Source organism: Nocardiopsis sp. iso_237, from assembly GCF_056173345.1.
The window spans coordinates 6,441,798-6,458,403 of sequence record NZ_CM149669.1 but is presented as its reverse complement, the minus strand read 5'-3'; the positions used below and the strand labels follow the sequence as shown (position 1 = coordinate 6,458,403).

At 70.4% G+C, this 16,606-nt stretch carries 12 protein-coding genes; 2 read left to right on the top strand and 10 right to left on the bottom strand.

Annotated elements, in window-relative coordinates; translation table 11 throughout:
* Positions 1 to 96: 96 nt before the first annotated feature.
* The 4 genes from AC0VYM_RS28885 to AC0VYM_RS28870 all read right to left on the bottom strand — a co-directional run bounded on the left by AC0VYM_RS28885 (position 97) and on the right by AC0VYM_RS28870 (position 4,687).
* Entirely contained in the window at positions 97 to 1,359 is a 1,263-nt protein-coding gene (locus AC0VYM_RS28885) for a dihydrolipoamide acetyltransferase family protein (RefSeq protein ID WP_475457450.1), read from the bottom strand.
* Between the two features lie 12 nt (positions 1,360 to 1,371).
* The gene (locus AC0VYM_RS28880) at positions 1,372 to 2,385 is read right to left on the bottom strand and encodes an alpha-ketoacid dehydrogenase subunit beta (protein ID WP_378735515.1); all 1,014 of its coding nucleotides are present in this window, start codon (positions 2,383 to 2,385) and stop codon (positions 1,372 to 1,374) included.
* Positions 2,386 to 2,400: 15 nt separating this feature from the next.
* Positions 2,401 to 3,501 (bottom strand): pyruvate dehydrogenase (acetyl-transferring) E1 component subunit alpha, encoded by a 1,101-nt coding sequence (gene pdhA / locus AC0VYM_RS28875; RefSeq protein ID WP_378735517.1) that lies wholly within the window; start codon positions 3,499 to 3,501, stop codon positions 2,401 to 2,403.
* Between the two features lie 508 nt (positions 3,502 to 4,009).
* Positions 4,010 to 4,687 (bottom strand): GntR family transcriptional regulator, encoded by a 678-nt coding sequence (locus AC0VYM_RS28870; protein ID WP_378735519.1) that lies wholly within the window; start codon positions 4,685 to 4,687, stop codon positions 4,010 to 4,012.
* Positions 4,688 to 5,465: 778 nt separating this feature from the next.
* Here AC0VYM_RS28870 and AC0VYM_RS28865 point away from each other — a divergent pair.
* Both AC0VYM_RS28865 and AC0VYM_RS28860 read left to right on the top strand, forming a co-directional pair.
* Entirely contained in the window at positions 5,466 to 6,182 is a 717-nt protein-coding gene (locus AC0VYM_RS28865) for a phosphatase PAP2 family protein (protein ID WP_475463289.1), read from the top strand.
* A gap of 351 nt (positions 6,183 to 6,533) precedes the next feature.
* Positions 6,534 to 8,483: a heavy metal translocating P-type ATPase gene (locus AC0VYM_RS28860; protein WP_475463287.1), complete on the top strand. Its 1,950-nt coding sequence runs from the start codon at positions 6,534 to 6,536 to the stop codon at positions 8,481 to 8,483.
* 239 nt (positions 8,484 to 8,722) lie between these two features.
* Here the strand turns inward: AC0VYM_RS28860 and AC0VYM_RS28855 are convergent, their stop codons facing one another.
* From AC0VYM_RS28855 to AC0VYM_RS28830, 6 genes are all read right to left on the bottom strand, one after another.
* Entirely contained in the window at positions 8,723 to 9,559 is an 837-nt protein-coding gene (locus tag AC0VYM_RS28855; RefSeq protein WP_475457445.1) for a polyphosphate polymerase domain-containing protein, read from the bottom strand.
* Complete coding sequence (locus AC0VYM_RS28850) at positions 9,556 to 10,164, bottom strand: DUF4956 domain-containing protein (protein WP_475457443.1); 609 nt, start codon at positions 10,162 to 10,164, stop codon at positions 9,556 to 9,558. Before AC0VYM_RS28850 ends, AC0VYM_RS28855 begins: the two co-directional genes overlap by 4 nt.
* Before the next feature lie 156 nt (positions 10,165 to 10,320).
* Entirely contained in the window at positions 10,321 to 10,980 is a 660-nt protein-coding gene (locus AC0VYM_RS28845) for a response regulator transcription factor (protein WP_378735522.1), read from the bottom strand.
* Positions 10,977 to 12,677, bottom strand: coding sequence for a sensor histidine kinase (locus AC0VYM_RS28840; RefSeq protein WP_475457441.1), 1,701 nt, complete (start codon positions 12,675 to 12,677; stop codon positions 10,977 to 10,979). The genes AC0VYM_RS28845 and AC0VYM_RS28840 overlap by 4 nt, the downstream gene beginning before the upstream one ends.
* Positions 12,667 to 13,065: a hypothetical protein gene (locus AC0VYM_RS28835; protein WP_475457439.1), complete on the bottom strand. Its 399-nt coding sequence runs from the start codon at positions 13,063 to 13,065 to the stop codon at positions 12,667 to 12,669. The genes AC0VYM_RS28840 and AC0VYM_RS28835 overlap by 11 nt, the downstream gene beginning before the upstream one ends.
* Positions 13,066 to 13,265: 200 nt before the next feature.
* Positions 13,266 to 16,535 (bottom strand): efflux RND transporter permease subunit, encoded by a 3,270-nt coding sequence (locus AC0VYM_RS28830; protein WP_475457437.1) that lies wholly within the window; start codon positions 16,533 to 16,535, stop codon positions 13,266 to 13,268.
* Between the last annotated feature and the right edge of the window lie 71 nt (positions 16,536 to 16,606).

The window sequence follows — 16,606 nt, the reverse complement described above, 5'->3', positions numbered from 1 at the left end:
CCCCGGACGCGCGTGGACCAGGGGTTCCCGGACACGTCGCGGGAACGACGGACGCCCCGGCCGGGGACTCGGGCCGGGGCGTCGCGTACGGGGGTGCTACAGGATGATCCGCATGGGCTCTTCCAGGATCTCCGCGAGCTCCTTGAGGAAGGCGGCGCCCACGGCCCCGTCGACCGCGCGGTGGTCCACGGACAGCTCCAGGGCGATGCGGTTGCGCACCGCCACCTCACCGTCCACGACCACGGCCTCCGGGCGCATGGCGCCGACCGCGAGGATGGCGGCCTCCGGCGGGTTGATCACGGCGGAGAAGCTGTCGATACCGAACATGCCCAGGTTGGACACGCTGAAGGTACCGCCGCTCATCTCCTGCGGCTTCAGCTTGTTGTCCCGGGCCTTGCCCGCGAGCTCACGCGTGCGCGTGGAGATCTCGGACAGGGTCGCCTTGTCGGTGTCGTGCAGCACCGGCACGACCAGCCCGGCGTCCACGGCGACGGCCACGCCGACGTTGGTCCGGTGGTGCTGGACCAGGGTGTCGTTGACCCAGGAGGTGTTGACCTCCGGGTGCAGCTTGAGCGCGGTGGCGCAGGCCTTCACGATCAGGTCGTTGAAGCTGACCTTCACGCCCGTGCTGGACAGCTGCTCGTTGATCTGTCCCCGGAAGGCCTTGAGGGCCTCGGCGTCGATCGAGCGGCGCAGGTAGAAGTGCGGGACCGTCTGCTTGCTCTCGGTCAGACGGCGCGCGATCACCTTGCGCACGTTGCTCGTCCTGACCTCCTCGGAGCCCCGGACGTCGTCCTGGGTCGGGGCGGCCTGGGCGGCGGGCGCGGGGGCGCTCGGCGCGGGGGCGGCCGGGGCCTCCTGGGCGGCGGCACCGTCCTTGGCGGCCTCGATGTCGGCGCGCACGATCCGGCCCTTGGGACCGGAACCCTGGATCTTCGTGATGTCCAGGCCGTACTCCTTGGCCAGCCTGCGGGCCAGGGGGGAGGTCCGGGGACGCTCACCGGCGGGCTCGTCGGCGGCGGGGGCGGGCGCGGCGGCGGCCTGCTCCTCCTCCTTCGGCTCCTCCTTGGGGGCCTCGGTGGCCGGGGCGGCGGGCGCGGCCGCCTCCTCGGGCACCGCGTCCGGGGAGTCCGCGATGAAACCGATGACCTCACCGATGGGCACGGTGTCGCCCTCGGAGAAGTTCTGCTTGACGAGGAAACCGTCCTCGTAGGCCTCGAACTCCATGACGGCCTTGTCGGTCTCGATCTCGACCAGCACGTCACCGGAGGCGACCTTGTCCCCCACCTTCTTGACCCAGGTGGAGATGACGCCCTCCTCCATGGTGTCGGAGAGGCGGGGCATGTGGATCTCGCTCATTGACTACTCCCTCTACCCGACCCGTTTGCCGACGGCGCTCAGGGTTTCCTTGATCGCGGTGCTGATCGACTCGACCGACGGCAGGGCGGCGGTCTCCAGCGGCTTGGCGTACGGCATGGGAACCTCGGCCATGGCCACCCGGCGCACCGGGGCGTCCAGGTAGTCGAAGGCCCCCTCCTGGATCGACGCGGCGATCTCCGCGCCGATGCCGTAGGTGAGCCAGTCGTCCTCGCAGATCACCGCGGCACCGGTCTTCTTCACCGAGTCCACGAAGGTCTGCCGGTCGAGGGGACGCAGGCTGCGCAGGTTCACGACCTCGACGCTGATGTCCTCCTCGGCCAGCTTCTCGGCCACCTGGGTGGCGACCATGGCCATCCGGGAGTAGCCGATCAGCGTGATGTCGCTGCCCTCGCGGGTCACGGCGGCACGGCCGATGGTGGCGACGTTGTCGTTCTCCGGCTCCGCGTAGTCCTCGGGCACCTCACCCTTGGAGTTGTACAGGCCCAGGTTCTCCAGGAACAGCACCGGGTCGTCGTCGCGGATCGCGGCGCGCAGCATCGAGGAGGCCTCGGCCGGGGTGCTGGGAGCCATCACCTTGAGGCCGGGGATGAAGGAGTAGAACAGCTCGATGTTCTGCGAGTGCGTCGCGCCGAGCTGCTGACCGCCGCCACCGGGGGTGCGGATGACCAGGGGGACGCTGGTCTGGCCGCCGAACATCCCGTAGATCTTGGCGGCGTGGTTGATGATCTGGTCGATGGCGATCAGCGAGAAGTTGATCGTCATGAGCTCCACGACCGGGCGCAGGCCCAGCATGGCGGCGCCGACGGCGGCGCCGACGAAGCCCTCCTCCGCGATGGGGGTGTCCTTGACCCGGCGGGGGCCGAACTCCTTGAGGAGCCCCTCGGTGATCTTGTAGGAGCCCTCGAAGACGCCGATCTCCTCGCCGATCACGAGGACGTTCTCGTCACGCACCATCTCGGCGCGCAGGGTGTCGCGCAGGGCCTGGCGATAGGTGATCACGGACATGTGAGTGGTTCCTTCCTATTCCGCGAACACCGGGTCGGCGGGCATACGCCGCGACTCGTTCGGCACCGGGGTGGCGTAGGTGTAGTCGAAGAGCGTGGACACGTCCGGCTTCGGGCTGTTCTCCGCGAAGTCGGCGGCCTCCGTGACCTCGGCCTTGACCGAGGCGGCGATCTCGTCGCGCAGGTCGTCGGTGAGGATCCCGGCCTTGGCCAGCTGGGCGTCGAAGATCACGATCGGGTCGTTCTCCTCGGCGCGGGCCGACTCGCGCTGCTCGTCGGTGCGGTACTTGGCCGGGTCCACGACGGAGTGGCCCTTCTGCCGGTAGCTCCAGGCCTCCAGCAGGAACGGGGTCTGCTCCTCGCGGGCGCGCTCGACCAGGCGGGTGGCGGTGTCGCGGACGGCCAGGACGTCACGACCGTCGACGCGCTCACCCTCGATGCGGAAGGCGGCGCCGCGCTTGTACAGCTCGGGCTCGGCGGAGGACATCTCCACGGTGGTGCCCATGCCGGTGAAGTTGTTGATCACCACGAAGACGACCGGCAGGTTCCACAGCTTGGCGATGTTGAGGGACTCGTGCCAGGCGCCGATGTTGGTGGTGCCGTCGCCCATCTGGCACATGACGACCTCGTCGCCGCCGCGGTAGGTGACGGCGAGCGCCGCACCGGTGGCCAGGGGGAGCTGACCGCCGACGATGCCGTAGCCGCCGAGCATGCGGGTCTCGGTGTCGTACATGTGCATGGAGCCGCCCCAGCCCTTGGACACGCCGTCGACGCGTCCGTAGAGCTCGGCCATGACCCGCTTGGGGTCCATGCCCTTGCCGATCGCGTACCCGTGGTCACGGTAGTTCGTGAACAGGTAGTCGCGCTCCTGGAGGGCGGTCATCAGACCGACGACGGTGGCTTCCTCGCCGAGGTTGAGGTGGCAGTAACCGCCGACGCGGGCCTGGGTGTAGGCCTGTCCGGTGCGCTCCTCGAAGCGTCGGATGAAGAGCATCTGGCGGTAGTAGTCGAGGAGGGTCTCCGGCTTCTCGTTGCCGATGCCGGAGTCCTTCCGGGTCCGGCGTCGGGACGCGGAGGCCCGGGCGGTGCCGCCCTTCGGCTTGGCCGTGTCAGCCATGGTGTGCCTTTCTACGTGCGCGGAGGCCGCGCGACTCCGTCCTGTGGGTCGGAGACGCGGCCCGCCCGGACCCCGCTGTCAGGCGTGGTCCCGGCGCGTGCCGCCGCCGGGCTCATCGGCGGCGACACTGTGGCTGTTGCGGGGCGCGTCCGGTCGGGCCTGGCGGGGCCCGGGTGCGGACGCGAAGCGAATCGGGTCGCGTGTGCAGTTGTCGCGCCGCGACCCTTGACGGCATTGCTTCCCGGTCTGGGGTGCGGTAAGCATCCGCCGGGAGGTCGGCCGAGTTCGTTCACCGGCCGGATGAACAACCCCGTGCCACCAGGGGGCACGCGCGTGTGTGATGTGACGTGCGTCGCGCACACTCTACGGTCTGATCGATGATCGATCAATACAACTTTAAGCCAGAAACCCGAAGTTTGGTGCAAACCACCAGGTGGTCGCAGGAGCCGCCCAGGTGGGAAGGAAGGGGGCGGGGCGGTGAAACCCCGCACCCGGTGGCGGAACGCGGCTAGCGACTGCCCTCGTGGGTCCGCAGCGCCGCCTCGACGTAGTTCATGACGTGGTCGCTGAGCATCTGTCCGACGGCGGGGTCGCCCTCGCGGAAGGCCCGCGTGATCTGCGCGTGGTCGGCGGCCTTGGCGTGCAGCTCCATGTTGAGCCAGCGCACCGACAGCGCCGTCCACACCTCGACGCCCAGGGACTCCCAGGTGTGCAGCAGCACGCTGTTGTCCGCCGCCCGCACGACCTCGCGGTGGAACTCCACGCTGTGCCGGATCTGCTCCGTGACGTTCCCCTCGGCGGTGGCGCGCTGGAGCGCCTCCACCTCGCGTTCCAGGACGGAGGGGTCCTCCGCGAGGCGCGGCGCGGCCAACTGTGCGGCGACCAGCTCTAGACCGGCGCGGACGGGGTAGATCTCCGCCATGTCCTGGACTCCGAAGGCCCTGACCCGGGCCCCCTTGTTCGGCACGGTCTCGATGAGCCGCAGCGTCTCCAGCTCGCGGAGCGCCTCACGGACCGGTGCCTGGCTGACCTTCAGCTCCGTGGCGATCCGGCGTTCCACGATGCGCTCTCCGGGCTGCCAGCGTCCGGACAGCAGACCCTCGACCAGTACCTGCCGGATCTGTTCCCTCAGCGGCTCACGGGCCAGCTTCGAGGGGTCCTCCGGCAACTGTGGGAGGTCGACCATCCAGGGCCCTTCCGTCTTCCGACCCGTGCGCGACCAGCACACGTGCCGACACACTCCAGCGTCTGACAAGCTCCTTGAAGGGTGCCACACGCGCACGTGTCCGCCGGACGGTCGGCCTCGAAGCGCTAACGGAACCCTCACGAACCGGTCGCGTGCGGGTGAAGCGCGCCGGTCGTCGACGTGGGCTTCCGGCAAAGTCCGAGGTGGAAGGGTCACACTTGACCCGGGAACCCACCAATGAGGGCGACTGTCCGGGTAGGCTCGCGTGTTGGCAATATCCACCCAAAGCCGTACGGAGAGTTACCCACGTCACGGTGATGGCCCGACGAGAGCGCCCTGACCTGCGCTGACCGAAGCAATCGCGGTAACGAGCGCCCACACAGACGCCACTGTCGACCAGTTCCGTTCCCTGGACGTCGAGCCTGCCGGCGGCCGGTCACGACCACCGTGAACCAGTCCGAAGGTTCGACCGTCGAACGGGGTGTAAGGGGTATGCCCCCGGTACGTCACCACACTCCGTGTCGGCCCCCGGGCACGTCAGGATCAGTCCCAACAACCGCGGCTAGCCCGTCCCCCACGCCTCAAGCAGTGCCACAGGCAAGCCCACGACGTGTGAGACAGCACTGAGCACATGACGCAATCTTCGCGGACCCGGCACGCGTGGTCCAGACAGTTGACAACGCCACACGAACCGGAGCGGCGCAAGCCGGAACCCGGACCCTACAGCGGCCCGATCCCCGTGGTGCCGAGCAAGGAGCTCGCGCCGGGGCCGCCCGTCGTGCGCGCGGTCAGGTGGCCGAGTGTGAGCGAGATCGCGTGGGGGCTGGCCTCCGACCGCATCGCGATCATGCTCTTCGTGGCCCTCATCGTCATGACGATGCTGGCCGCGGGACCGCTGCATCCGGTCGACAACCTCCTCAACGAACTCCCCCGGCCCTACTGGGACACGCTGCGCGAGCCGATGATCTTCTGGCCGGACAACGTGGCCTCCCGTTACGTGGCGCTGCCGGTCCTGGGCGTCACCACGCTCCAGCTGGCCTACTGGCACCGCAGCTGGCGGCCGATCATCCTGGGGGCGGGCGGCGTCTTCGGGATGATGTCCCTGGTCTCCGTGATGAAGCTGCTGTTCAACCGGGGCCACGCCAAGTACTACGACCCGGACTTCTTCGCGGGGGCGGGCAACGTCGCCTTCCCCTCCGGGCACGGGGCCAACGCGATCCTCATCTACGGTCTGGTGCTGTTCCTCATCATCCGGTTCGGCGCCGCGCGGCCCCACATCATCCGGCGGTTGGCCTACTGCATCGTGGGCATCGCGCTCCTCCAGTCGACCGTCTCGATCTACCTGCACTTCCACTGGTTCACGGACCTGCTGGCCGGGATGATCGCGGGCGGGTTCGCGCTCAGGCTCACGATCCGCCTGGACCGGATGATCCCGCACGGCCACACCGTGCAGTGGTGGCCCTGGTACGGCAGGGAGACCGAGACCGCCTCCTAGGGCGCGACCAGACCGCCTCCTGGACCGAGACCGCCTCCTGGGGCGAGACCGCCTCCTGGGACCAGCCCCCGGAAGAACACCCGTCGAGACGCTCGGCGGGTGTTCTTCGCGTTCGGACCCGGTTCGGAATACCCCGTAGGGGTATATGTGTCATGGGAGACGCGCGAACAACGCGGACGTCCGTGGTCGGGAGGCCCCGGGCGTGCAGGGTCGGAGCAGAGAGGGGTCGACATGACGACGCATCAACACGGTGACGACGACGGCCGCGCGCACGAGGGGCACGCCGACCACGGGGACCAGGGCGGCCACAACGGTCACGGAGGCCATGGCGGTCACGGGGACCACGCGGCGATGTTCCGCACCCGGTTCTGGTGGAGCCTGCTCCTGAGCGTGCCCGTGGTGTTCACCAGCCACATGATCTCCGGGTGGCTCGGCTACGACGTCCCCCAGGCCCTCACCTGGGTGCCCCCGCTCCTGGGCACCGTGGTCTTCCTCTACGGCGGCTGGCCGTTCCTCGCCGGCGTCCCCGGTGAGCTGCGCGAACGCAGGCCCGGGATGATGACCCTGGTCGCGATGGCGATCTCCGTCGCCTTCGTCGCGAGCCTGCTCTCCACCTTCGGGGTGGTCGGCATGGAGCTCGACTTCTGGTGGGAGCTGGTCCTGCTGGTCGTGGTGATGCTCCTCGGCCACTGGCTGGAGATGCGCGCCCTGGGGCAGGCCTCCGGGGCGTTGGAGGCCCTGGCCGCCCTGCTGCCGGACCGCGCCGAACGGGTCGGTCCCGACGGCGGGATCGAGGAGGTCCCCGCCGCCGAACTGCGCACGGGCGACACCGTCCTGGTCCGCTCCGGCGGCCGGGTCCCCGCCGACGGCACCGTCGTCCAGGGGTCCGCCGCCGTCGACGAGTCCATGATCACCGGGGAGTCCCGCACCGTCACCCGTGCCGAGGACGACCGGGTGGTCGCCGGGACGGTCGCCACCGACTCCGCCCTGCGGGTCCGCGTGGACGCGGTCGGTGACGACACCACCCTCGCGGGCATCCAACGCCTGGTCAGCGAGGCCCAGGAGTCGAAGTCGCGCTCACAGGCGCTGGCCGACCGCGCGGCCGCGCTGCTGTTCTGGTTCGCCCTCGCCGCGGCCGTGGTCACCGCGGCCGTGTGGGGTCTGGTCCTCGGGGAGGGCAGCCAGGCCGTCGAACGGACCGTCACGGTGCTGGTCATCGCCTGCCCCCACGCGCTGGGGCTGGCCATCCCGCTGGTCATCGCGATCTCCACGACCCTGTCGGCGCGCAACGGCATCCTGGTCAAGGACCGGCTGTCGCTGGAGCGGACCCGGCTCGTGGACACGGTGCTCTTCGACAAGACCGGAACCCTGACCAGGGGAGCCCCGGCGGTCGGTGACTCCGCGGCCGTCGACGGGTGGACCGACGAACGGGTCCTGGCCCTGGCCGGGGCGGTCGAGGCCGACTCCGAGCACCCGCTGGCCAGGGCGATCGTCCGGGCCGCCCGGGAGCGGGGGCCGGTGCCCGAGGCCACGGACTTCCGCTCGCTGACCGGACACGGCGTCCGGGCGGTCGTGGACGGTGCCGAGGCCCATGTGGGCGGGCCCGCGCTCCTGGACTCCCTGGGCGTCACGGAACCCACTGAACTGGTCGAACGCACCGGGTTCTGGCGTGACCGGGGTGCCACCGTCCTGCACCTCGTGGTCGACGGGTCCGTGGTCGGGGCGATCTCCCTGGCCGACGAGGTCCGCCCCGAGTCCGCGTCGGCCGTCCGCCAGCTCCAGGAGCAGGGGGTGCGCGTGGCGATGGTGACCGGTGACGCCCGCAACGTCGCCGACGCCGTCGCCACCGAACTCGGCCTGGACGAGGTGTTCGCGCAGGTGCTGCCGGACCAGAAGGACGCGGTGGTCCGCGACCTCCAGGAACGGGGCCACCGGGTCGCCATGGTCGGTGACGGGGTGAACGACGCCCCCGCCCTGGCCCGGGCGGACGTGGGTGTCGCGATCGGCGCCGGGACCGACGTGGCCATCGAGTCCGCCGGGGTGGTGCTGGCCTCCGACGACCCGCGCGGTGTGGTGTCGGTCCGGAGGCTGTCCCGGGCGGGCTACCGGAAGATGGTCCAGAACCTGGTCTGGGCCGCCGGGTACAACGTCGCGGCGGTTCCGCTGGCCGCCGGGGTGCTGGCCCCGGTCGGCATCGTGCTCGCCCCGGCGGTGGGCGCCGTGCTGATGAGCCTGTCCACGATCATCGTGGCGCTCAACGCCCAACTGCTCCGGCGTCTGGACCTGCGTCCCGCCGACTGACCGGGCGCGGTCCGGAACCGCCCCTCCGGAAAGAGTGGAACCCCTGCCGGTCTGGACCTGCGGGGGACCGGGTGTCACCATTGTGGTGCCGCGGACTCCCTCTTGTAGCGGGAGAGGGCCCGCGGGAACAAGGCCGCCGCCCCGACCGGTTACGGGGCGGCGGCCGCTCCGCGCGACCGGTCGGGGCGGTCACGAAGCGGGTGCCGGATGTTTCACGTGAAACACCCGGCACCGGTCGGTCAGTCGCCCGCCAACGCCCTCTCCGGGCGCCGCACGGGGGCGGGGTGGTCCATGCAGTGGCCCATCGCCCGGTGCCAGCGGTTCCCGCGCAGGTCAGGTTCGAGGGCGGCCAGCGCGGCGGCGTACTTGCTGAACCGGGCCTCCCGCACCCCGAGCGCGTGCAGTCGCCGCTCCGTCGCGGTCAGCCCGCCCCGGGTCTTGACCTCCAGGAGCACCACGTTCGGGCGCATCCGCACCTCCCAGTCGCCCCGGTAGCCCACCAGGTCGTGGTCGATCGTCACCCGCTCCTCGCCGGACAGGGCCACGACGGTGGTCCGCCGGTAGTCGGTCACCGCCGAGGGCAGCAGGACGTCCGGCGGAGAGAGGCGACAACGGGTCAGCGACCGGTCGAGGAAGTCGCGGGTCCGCCAGGTCAGGCGGTCCACGGGGGAGCCCGGGGGCAGTTCGACGCGCACCTTGTCGGTGATCCCGCGCGCCCCCTTCAGCTTCACCTCGAACATCGTCGTTCCGGTGTCCACGTAGGAGCGGGTGCGCACCTTGTAGCGCAGCCGCCGCCCCTGCCGGTGGTCGTGGAAGGTCCGCAGCTCCGGGGTGTCCAGGTAGGTGGACGAGTACAGGAACGACGTCCGGCCGTCGATCTCCAGCACCCCGAAGGCGCTCTCGGCGCCGTCGAACAGGGCGGGCACCAGGTCGGCGGGGAGCAGGTACTTGCGGCAGGTGCGGGTGACGAGGGCGGCGCGCTCGTTGATCTCGGCCAGGGAGACCGGGTGCAGCCGGTCCAGCCCGGGCGGCGCCGCGGCGGGGGAGAGGGTGGGGGCGGGGGAGGGGAGTCTCAACGTCCACCCCGCATGGAGGCCAGCGGCTGGCGGCGTCCGGCGGGACGCCCCGGGACCTCGGTCGGCTTCGGTTCCTGGAAGCGCACGTCCACCACCATGAGGTCGCGTACGTAGTCCACCTCGGTGACGTCCACGTGCCGCACCCGGCCGCGCAGCCGCCGCTCCAGGTCCTGTCGGAGCGCCAACGGGTCCTCGTGCACCACGTCCAGGGTCATGACCCGGCGCTGGGTGCGGGCCAGCAGCTTCGGGTGCCCGGCCACGTACAGGGAGGACAGCAGGAGCGCGTTCAGGCCGAGCAGCAGCCACGGCGCCGGAGCGGCCACCGCGTTCACCAGGCCGAGGGCGATCGCGATGAAGTAGTAGCCGATCTCCCCCTGGCTGATGAGGTCGGAGCGCAGGCGCAGGATCGACAGTACGCCGAACAGTCCGAAGCCGACCGCCAGGCCGACCTCCTGCTGGGCCAGCATCGACACGACCGCGAAGATACCGACGTTGAGCGCCACGTAGGCGAGCACCAGGTCCCGCCGGCCGTGCCTGCGGAAGTAGAGGACGTAGGACAACAACGTGATCGCGGTCAGGTCGACCGCAAGTGCGAACCAGAACATGTCGACCATAGTGGGCAGCCCCGGTGAGGCGATCATGAGCGCCGCATGAGGGAACCCTCATGTTCGCCCGGGGTTCACGCACCGGCGTCCGAACCCCGGACGCACGAGGGCCGACCGGCCGAGGAGCTCGGCAGGTCGGCCCACGGGGCGGTCACCTCAGCCGGTCAGCCGGTACCCCATGCCCCGCACCGTGAGGATGCGCTCCGGGCCCACCTTGCGGCGCAGCGCCCGCACGAACACGTCCACCACGTTGGACCCGGGGTCGTAGTCGTAGCCCCACACGTGCGACAGCATCTGCTGACGGGTCATCACCTGCCCCTGGTGCCGCATGAGCAGTTCCAGCAGTGCGAACTCCCGGGCGGTGAGGTCCACCGAGTCCTCGCCCACCGCCACCCGGCGGGTCCGCAGGTCCAGGCGGAGCCCGCCCGCGTGCAGCACCGTCAGGTCCGGGGCGCGCTCCGTGCGCATCCGCAGCCGGACCCTGGCCAGCAGCTCCTCGAACCGGAACGGCTTGGTGACGTAGTCGTCCGCGCCGATCTCCAGGCCCGTCACGGTGTCCCGCACCCCGTCCCGGGCGGTCAGGATCACCACGGGGACGTCCACCCCCAGGGCGCGCACCCTGCGGAGCACGTCGAACCCGTCGGTGTCCGGGAGTCCGAGGTCCAGCAGCATGAGGTCGAAGCCGCCGGTGACGGCGTAGTCGACCGCCTCCGCCCCGGTGCCCACCACCGTGGTGGTGAACCCGCTGGCGGTCAGTCCCTTCTGGACGAAGGAGGCGATCCGCTCCTCGTCCTCGACGATGAGTACACGGCTCACAGGTGTTCCCTTCCGACGCGGCCGTCAACGGGGGTCAGGGGGATGACGAGGGTGAAGGTGGAGCCCGCGCCGGGCGCCGAGACCAGGTCCACCCGGCCGTGGTGCGCCTCCGCGATGGCGCGGACGATGGCCAGGCCCAGCCCGGCGCCCCGGTCGCCGCGCTCGGTGCGGCCGCCCCGGGAGAAGCGCTCGAAGATGCGGCCGTGCTCCACGGCGGGGATGCCGGGGCCGTGGTCGGCCACCCACAGGCGCACCTCGGAGCCGCTGACGCGCGAACCGGTGCGCAGGGTGGACCCGGGGGCGGTGTGCCGTACGGCGTTGGCGGCCAGCTGCACCATCGCCTGGGTGACGCGCTGGGGGTCCAGGCGCACGGTCTCCTCCGCCAGGGACTCCAGCCGCCAGTCGCGGTCCCCGAGCTGACGCACCTTGGCGTCGATGTCGCTGCTGAGCTCGGCCAGGGAGACGGGTTCGGCGCGGACGAAGTCGGGCTGCTGGGCCTTGGCGAGCAGCAGCAGGTCCTCCACGATCCGGCCCATCCGGTCCAGCTCGTCGGTGACCAGCCGGACCACCTCGCGGCGCTCCTCGGGGTCGTCGCCCATGAGCTCCAGGTGGCCGCGCACGATCGTGATGGGGGTGCGCAGCTCGTGCCCGGCGTCGTCGACGAACCTGCGCTGCTCGGTGAAGGCGCCCTCCAACCGGTCCAGCATGCTGTTGAACTGCTCGGCCAGCGCCGCGATGTCGTCCCGTCCGGACACCTCGATCCGCTGGGTGAGGTCCTCCTCGGAGATCTGGGCGGCGGTCTGCCGGACCAGCCGGACGGGGGCGAGGATACGGCCCGCCACCCACCAGGCGGCGGTGGCGGCGGCGAGCAGTCCGACCACGCTGACCAGGGCGAGGGTGCCCATGGTCCCGGCGGAGGTGTCGTCGTCGTGGGCGGTGAAGTAGCCGATCACGAACCAGCCCGCCGGGCCGCCGTCGCCCTCCGGGGGCAGCGCGCGGATCTTCTCCCACTCGACCGGACCGGCGGGGGTCTCCAGGACGCCCCGGGCGTCGGGGGTGTCCAGGACCGCCTCGACCATCTCGGGGTCGGCGGACAGGTCGTACGGGGGCTCCTGCCCCTGCCGGATGCGGCCGGTGACGGTCTCGGCCGATCCCCGGGTTCCACGCGAGGCCGACCCCTCGGCGCCCGTCGCGTCCGACTCCGGCTCGTCGACCCAGCCGAAGAGGATCTCGGAGTCCTCGGGGAACTGGCGCTCCAGGTGGACCCGGATGAGGGAGGAGACGTCGGTGAAGGCGGTTCCGGTGCCGGGGTCGACCCCCACCGCCGCGAACTCCTGGAACTCCGCGATCTCCTGGTCCAGGGCGCGGTCCACCCGCTCGTCGGTCCGTGCGGTCAGCGCGCTCCACGTGACCACGTTGACCAGCACGAGGACGGCGGCCATGAGCAGGACCACCCACGCCATGATGAGCAGCCGGGCGGGCACCCGGCGGCGCTGGGGGAGTTCGGGCTGGGGGCCGCGCAGCACGAGGGTCGGGAACACGGAGGTGCCGCCCGAGGAGGGGGACCCTCCCGGGGGCGGTGCGTCGTACGCGGGGTCCACGGGTCTGGACCGGCCCGGCGGGACGTTGACGGTGGTGGCGTCGGGATCGGCCGGTCCGTCCGAGCCGTCCGCCCCCCGCTGACGGTCAGTCGTCATCGTCGTCGTCCCCGTTCTCGTACCGCCCGCTCATGCAGGACTCCCACCAGAGCTCCCACTGCTCCTCGCCCCAGGTCTCGTGCCCGGAGCCCCCGTCGAGACAGTCGAAGGGGAAGCCGGTCGGCGGCTCGGGCGAGGGGCTGGGTGAGGGCTCGGGCGAGGGATCCTCGGAGCCCTCTCCGTCCCGGTCGGTGACCGGGGGAGGAGGGCTGACCACACCGTCGTCGGGGTCGGCGGAGGCGGCGGCCTCGGGGGACTCGCCGAGCACCACCTCGGCGGCGACCCCGGGGTCGGGGTCGCGCAGGAACAGCGCCCACAGCAGGGCGGCGACCGAGACGGCGACGAATGTCAGCGCCCCGACCGCCAGCGGCACCAGAGGTGATCTCATGAGGTCGAGCTTCCCCGAGAGAGACGGCGTCCTGATGAAGCGGACATGAGGAAGTCTTCATTCTCGCAGGTGCGTGGGGACTCGACCGCTCGCACCCGGACCGGCGCCGCGGGTGCCGACGGGACTCCCCGCACACGGAGGCGGAGAGCCCTCGTTCGAGGACCCTCCGCCGTTGACACGTCCTGTCGGGAGACCCGTTCCTAGTCGGCGTCGCCCTCAGGGGTGTGGTCGCTGCCTTCCTTCCCGGTGCCGGAGGCCTCGGCCCTGACGGATCGACGTTCCTCCCGCCGCCGGGTCCTGGCGGCACGTCGTTCCTGCTGACGCTCCGCCTTCGCCTGCCGCCGCTGCGGCTTCGTCGCCCGTCGCTCCGCCCGCCGAAGCTTGCGGTTCTCGACGATGGTGTAGAGGACGGGGACGAAGACCAGGGTCAGGACCGTCGAGGAGACCAGCCCGCCGATGGTGACCACGGCCAGGGGCTGGGTCATGAACGCACCGGCGCTGTTGGTCATCTCCAGGGCCAGCGGGAGCAGAGCCGCGATGGTGGACACCGCGGTCATCACGATCGGCCTGAGCCGGTGGATCGAGCCCTCGATGACCGCCTCGCGGAGCTCCATGCCGCCCGCACGATACTGGTTGACCAGGTCCATCAGCACGATGGCGTTGGTGATGACGATGCCGATGAGCATCAGCAGACCGATGAGCGCGGGAACGCCCAGGGGGATGCCGGTGATCAGCAGCAGGCCGATGGACCCGGTCGCCGCGAAGGGCACCGACACCATCAGGACCAGCGGTTGGGCCATGCTGCGGAAGGTCACCACGAGGACCATGTAGGCGATGGCCAGCGCCGCGATCATGGCGTAGAACATCTGCTCGAACGCCTCGTCCTGTTCGGCGCTGACGCCGCCCATCTCGGTCGTGACCCCGCGCGGCAGGTCGAGCGCGTCAAGCTCGTCCGAGATCCGGGCGGTCAGTTGGCCCAGGTCGTCGCCGGTCGGGGAACTCGTGACGGTGACGGTCGCGACGTTGTCGACCCGGAGGCGCTCGGACGGAGTGGTGGTCTCCTCAACGGACGCGACGGTGGAGAGGCGTACCGTCCCGCCTGCGGGTGTGGCGATCCGGATGTCCTCGACGTCGGCCAGGGTGCTCGGTTCGTCGTCCAGGTACAGGAAGATGTCGCGGGTGACGTGGTCGATCGTGGCGCTGCCGACCTCGATCCCCTGGAACGCCTGGTAGACCTCCTGGCCGACGGCTCCCTCCGTCAGACCCCGTTCGGCCGCTTCCTCGCCGTCGACCACGACTTCGTAGGACCTGACGGTCTCGCTCGTGTTGCTGCGCGTGTTCGTCAGGCCGTCGATCCCTTCGAGGGCCTCGACGACCTGTTTCGACGCCTCCTCGGCGATTTCGGGGTCGAGTGCGCTGACGTTGACGGACACCCCGGTGGTGCCGTCCCCGCTGCCGTCGTCCAGGACGACGGGGTACTCGGTGTCCACCGCCGTGAACAGGTCCTCCAGCTGGTCCCAGTACGCTTCCTGGTCTCCGTCGGGGTTCGTGGTGATGTTGTAGGTGGTGTCTCCGGCACCGGCCCCGCCCAGCGAGGCGATCACGGTGTTCCCTCCTACCGTGACCTGGTACGACTCGATCCATGCGGCCCTGGCGAGTTGCTCCTCAACCTTGGCCGCCTCCTCGTCGGCCTCTTCCAGAGTGGCCTCCGCGGGCATTTCCTGGACGGCCTGGTAGGTGTTCGAGGTCTCCTGTCCGATGAAGTCGGTCTTCAGCCAGGGGGACACGGAGATACCGATGGTCAGGGCGACCAGCAGCACCCCGGCCGCCACGGTGAGCGCCCGGTGCGACACGGACCAGACGATGATCGCCCGGTAGGCGCGTTGGAACGGCGTCAGGCGTACGGCGAAGGGCTCCGGTTCGGCGCCCTCGGCTCCGGGTTCCCCCGAGGGCCGCGGGACCCGCTTGAGGAGGAAGAGGGCCAGCACGGGGATGACGGTGAGGGCCACCAGGAGGGAGGCGATCAGGGCGAGGATCACGACCGCCGCGAAGGGCCTGAAGACCTCACCGGTGATCCCGGTGACGAACAGCAGTGGGAGGAAGACCAGGAGGGTGACCACGGTGGAGGAGGCCACGGCCGTCGTGATCTCCAGCGTTCCGTCGCGCACCGCGCGGAGTCTGTCCTGCCCTGAGGCCAGATGGCGCTTGATGTTCTCCAGGACGACGATCGAGTCGTCCACCAACCGTCCGACCGTGACCGCGATGGCGCCCAGGGTGACGAGATTCAGGGAGTACCCGATCAGGTGCGTCCCGCCGACGGCCAGCAGCAGGGCCAGGGGGATGGAGACCGCCACGACCACGGTCGAGCGGACGGACAGCAGGAAGAGCAGGATGACGACGAGCGCGAAGGCGATGCCCAGCGCTCCCTCCTCGATCACCGAGGAGACGGAGTCGAGGATCTGGGGCGCCTGGTCGAAGACCACCGTGATCTGCGCGCCTTCGCCCAGGAACGACTCCAACTCGTCGATCTGGTCCCGCACGGCGTCGGAGATCTCGATGGTGTTGCCCTCGGGCGTCTTGGTGATGATCACGCCGAGGCTGGGGGCGCCGTTGGTCCGCGTCAGCGTGGTCTCCGCGTCCGTGACCATATCGACCTCGGCCACGTCACTGAGCCGGACCGGGTCCGGGACGTCGTTCTCCCCGGAGAAGGCGGAGGACGAGATCGCGCTCTGCGGAGTGATCCAGACGTCCTCCACCTCTTCGACCGCGTTCAGGGAGGAGTTCGCGGTGAGGTTGAACGTGCCTCCGTCCTCCTGGATCGGCCCGCCCGGGGTGCTGAGGCCGTTGTCCACAAGCGAGGAGAGCACGTCCGAGGGGTCGAGGTCCGCGTCGTCGAGCGCGTCGGGGTCCACCGTCACCGCGAGGCTCTGGTCCCTGATCCCGTTGACGGTCACCGAACGCACGCCGGGAATGGCTTCCAGCTCGGGGACGACCTGGTGTTCCAGCGGCTGGGCGAGTTCCTGCCCGTCCTCATCGCCGCTGACAGCGAGCATGACGATGGGGATGTCCACGGCGCTGAAGGACTGTGAGAAGGCCTCGACGTCGTCCGGCAGGGTGGACGCGGCCTGGTCGGTCGCCCTCTGGATGCTCCGGAGCACTTCCGCGCTGGACTCGCCGAACTCGAACTCCGCGGTGATCCGCGAGTGTCCCTCGGAGGAGCTGGAGCTGATGGAGCTGACGGTCGGCACCTCGCGGATCGCCTGCTCCAGCGGGATGGTGACCTCCTTCTCCACCGCCTGGGGAGAAGCCCCCGGGTAATGAGCGTCCACCATGACCATGGGCATTTCCATGGACGGCATCAGCTCGCGCTTGGCGGTGTTCACGGAAACGAGTCCGAAAATGACCGCGGTAATCGCCAGCATGACGATGGCGGACTTGTGGCGGATTGAGAAATGGACGAGGCTTTTCACGAGGGGCGCACCTCGCCCGGGATTCTTGGTCCGCAGGTTGTGGCGACCGCTGTCGCTCCTGTCCTCTTTGT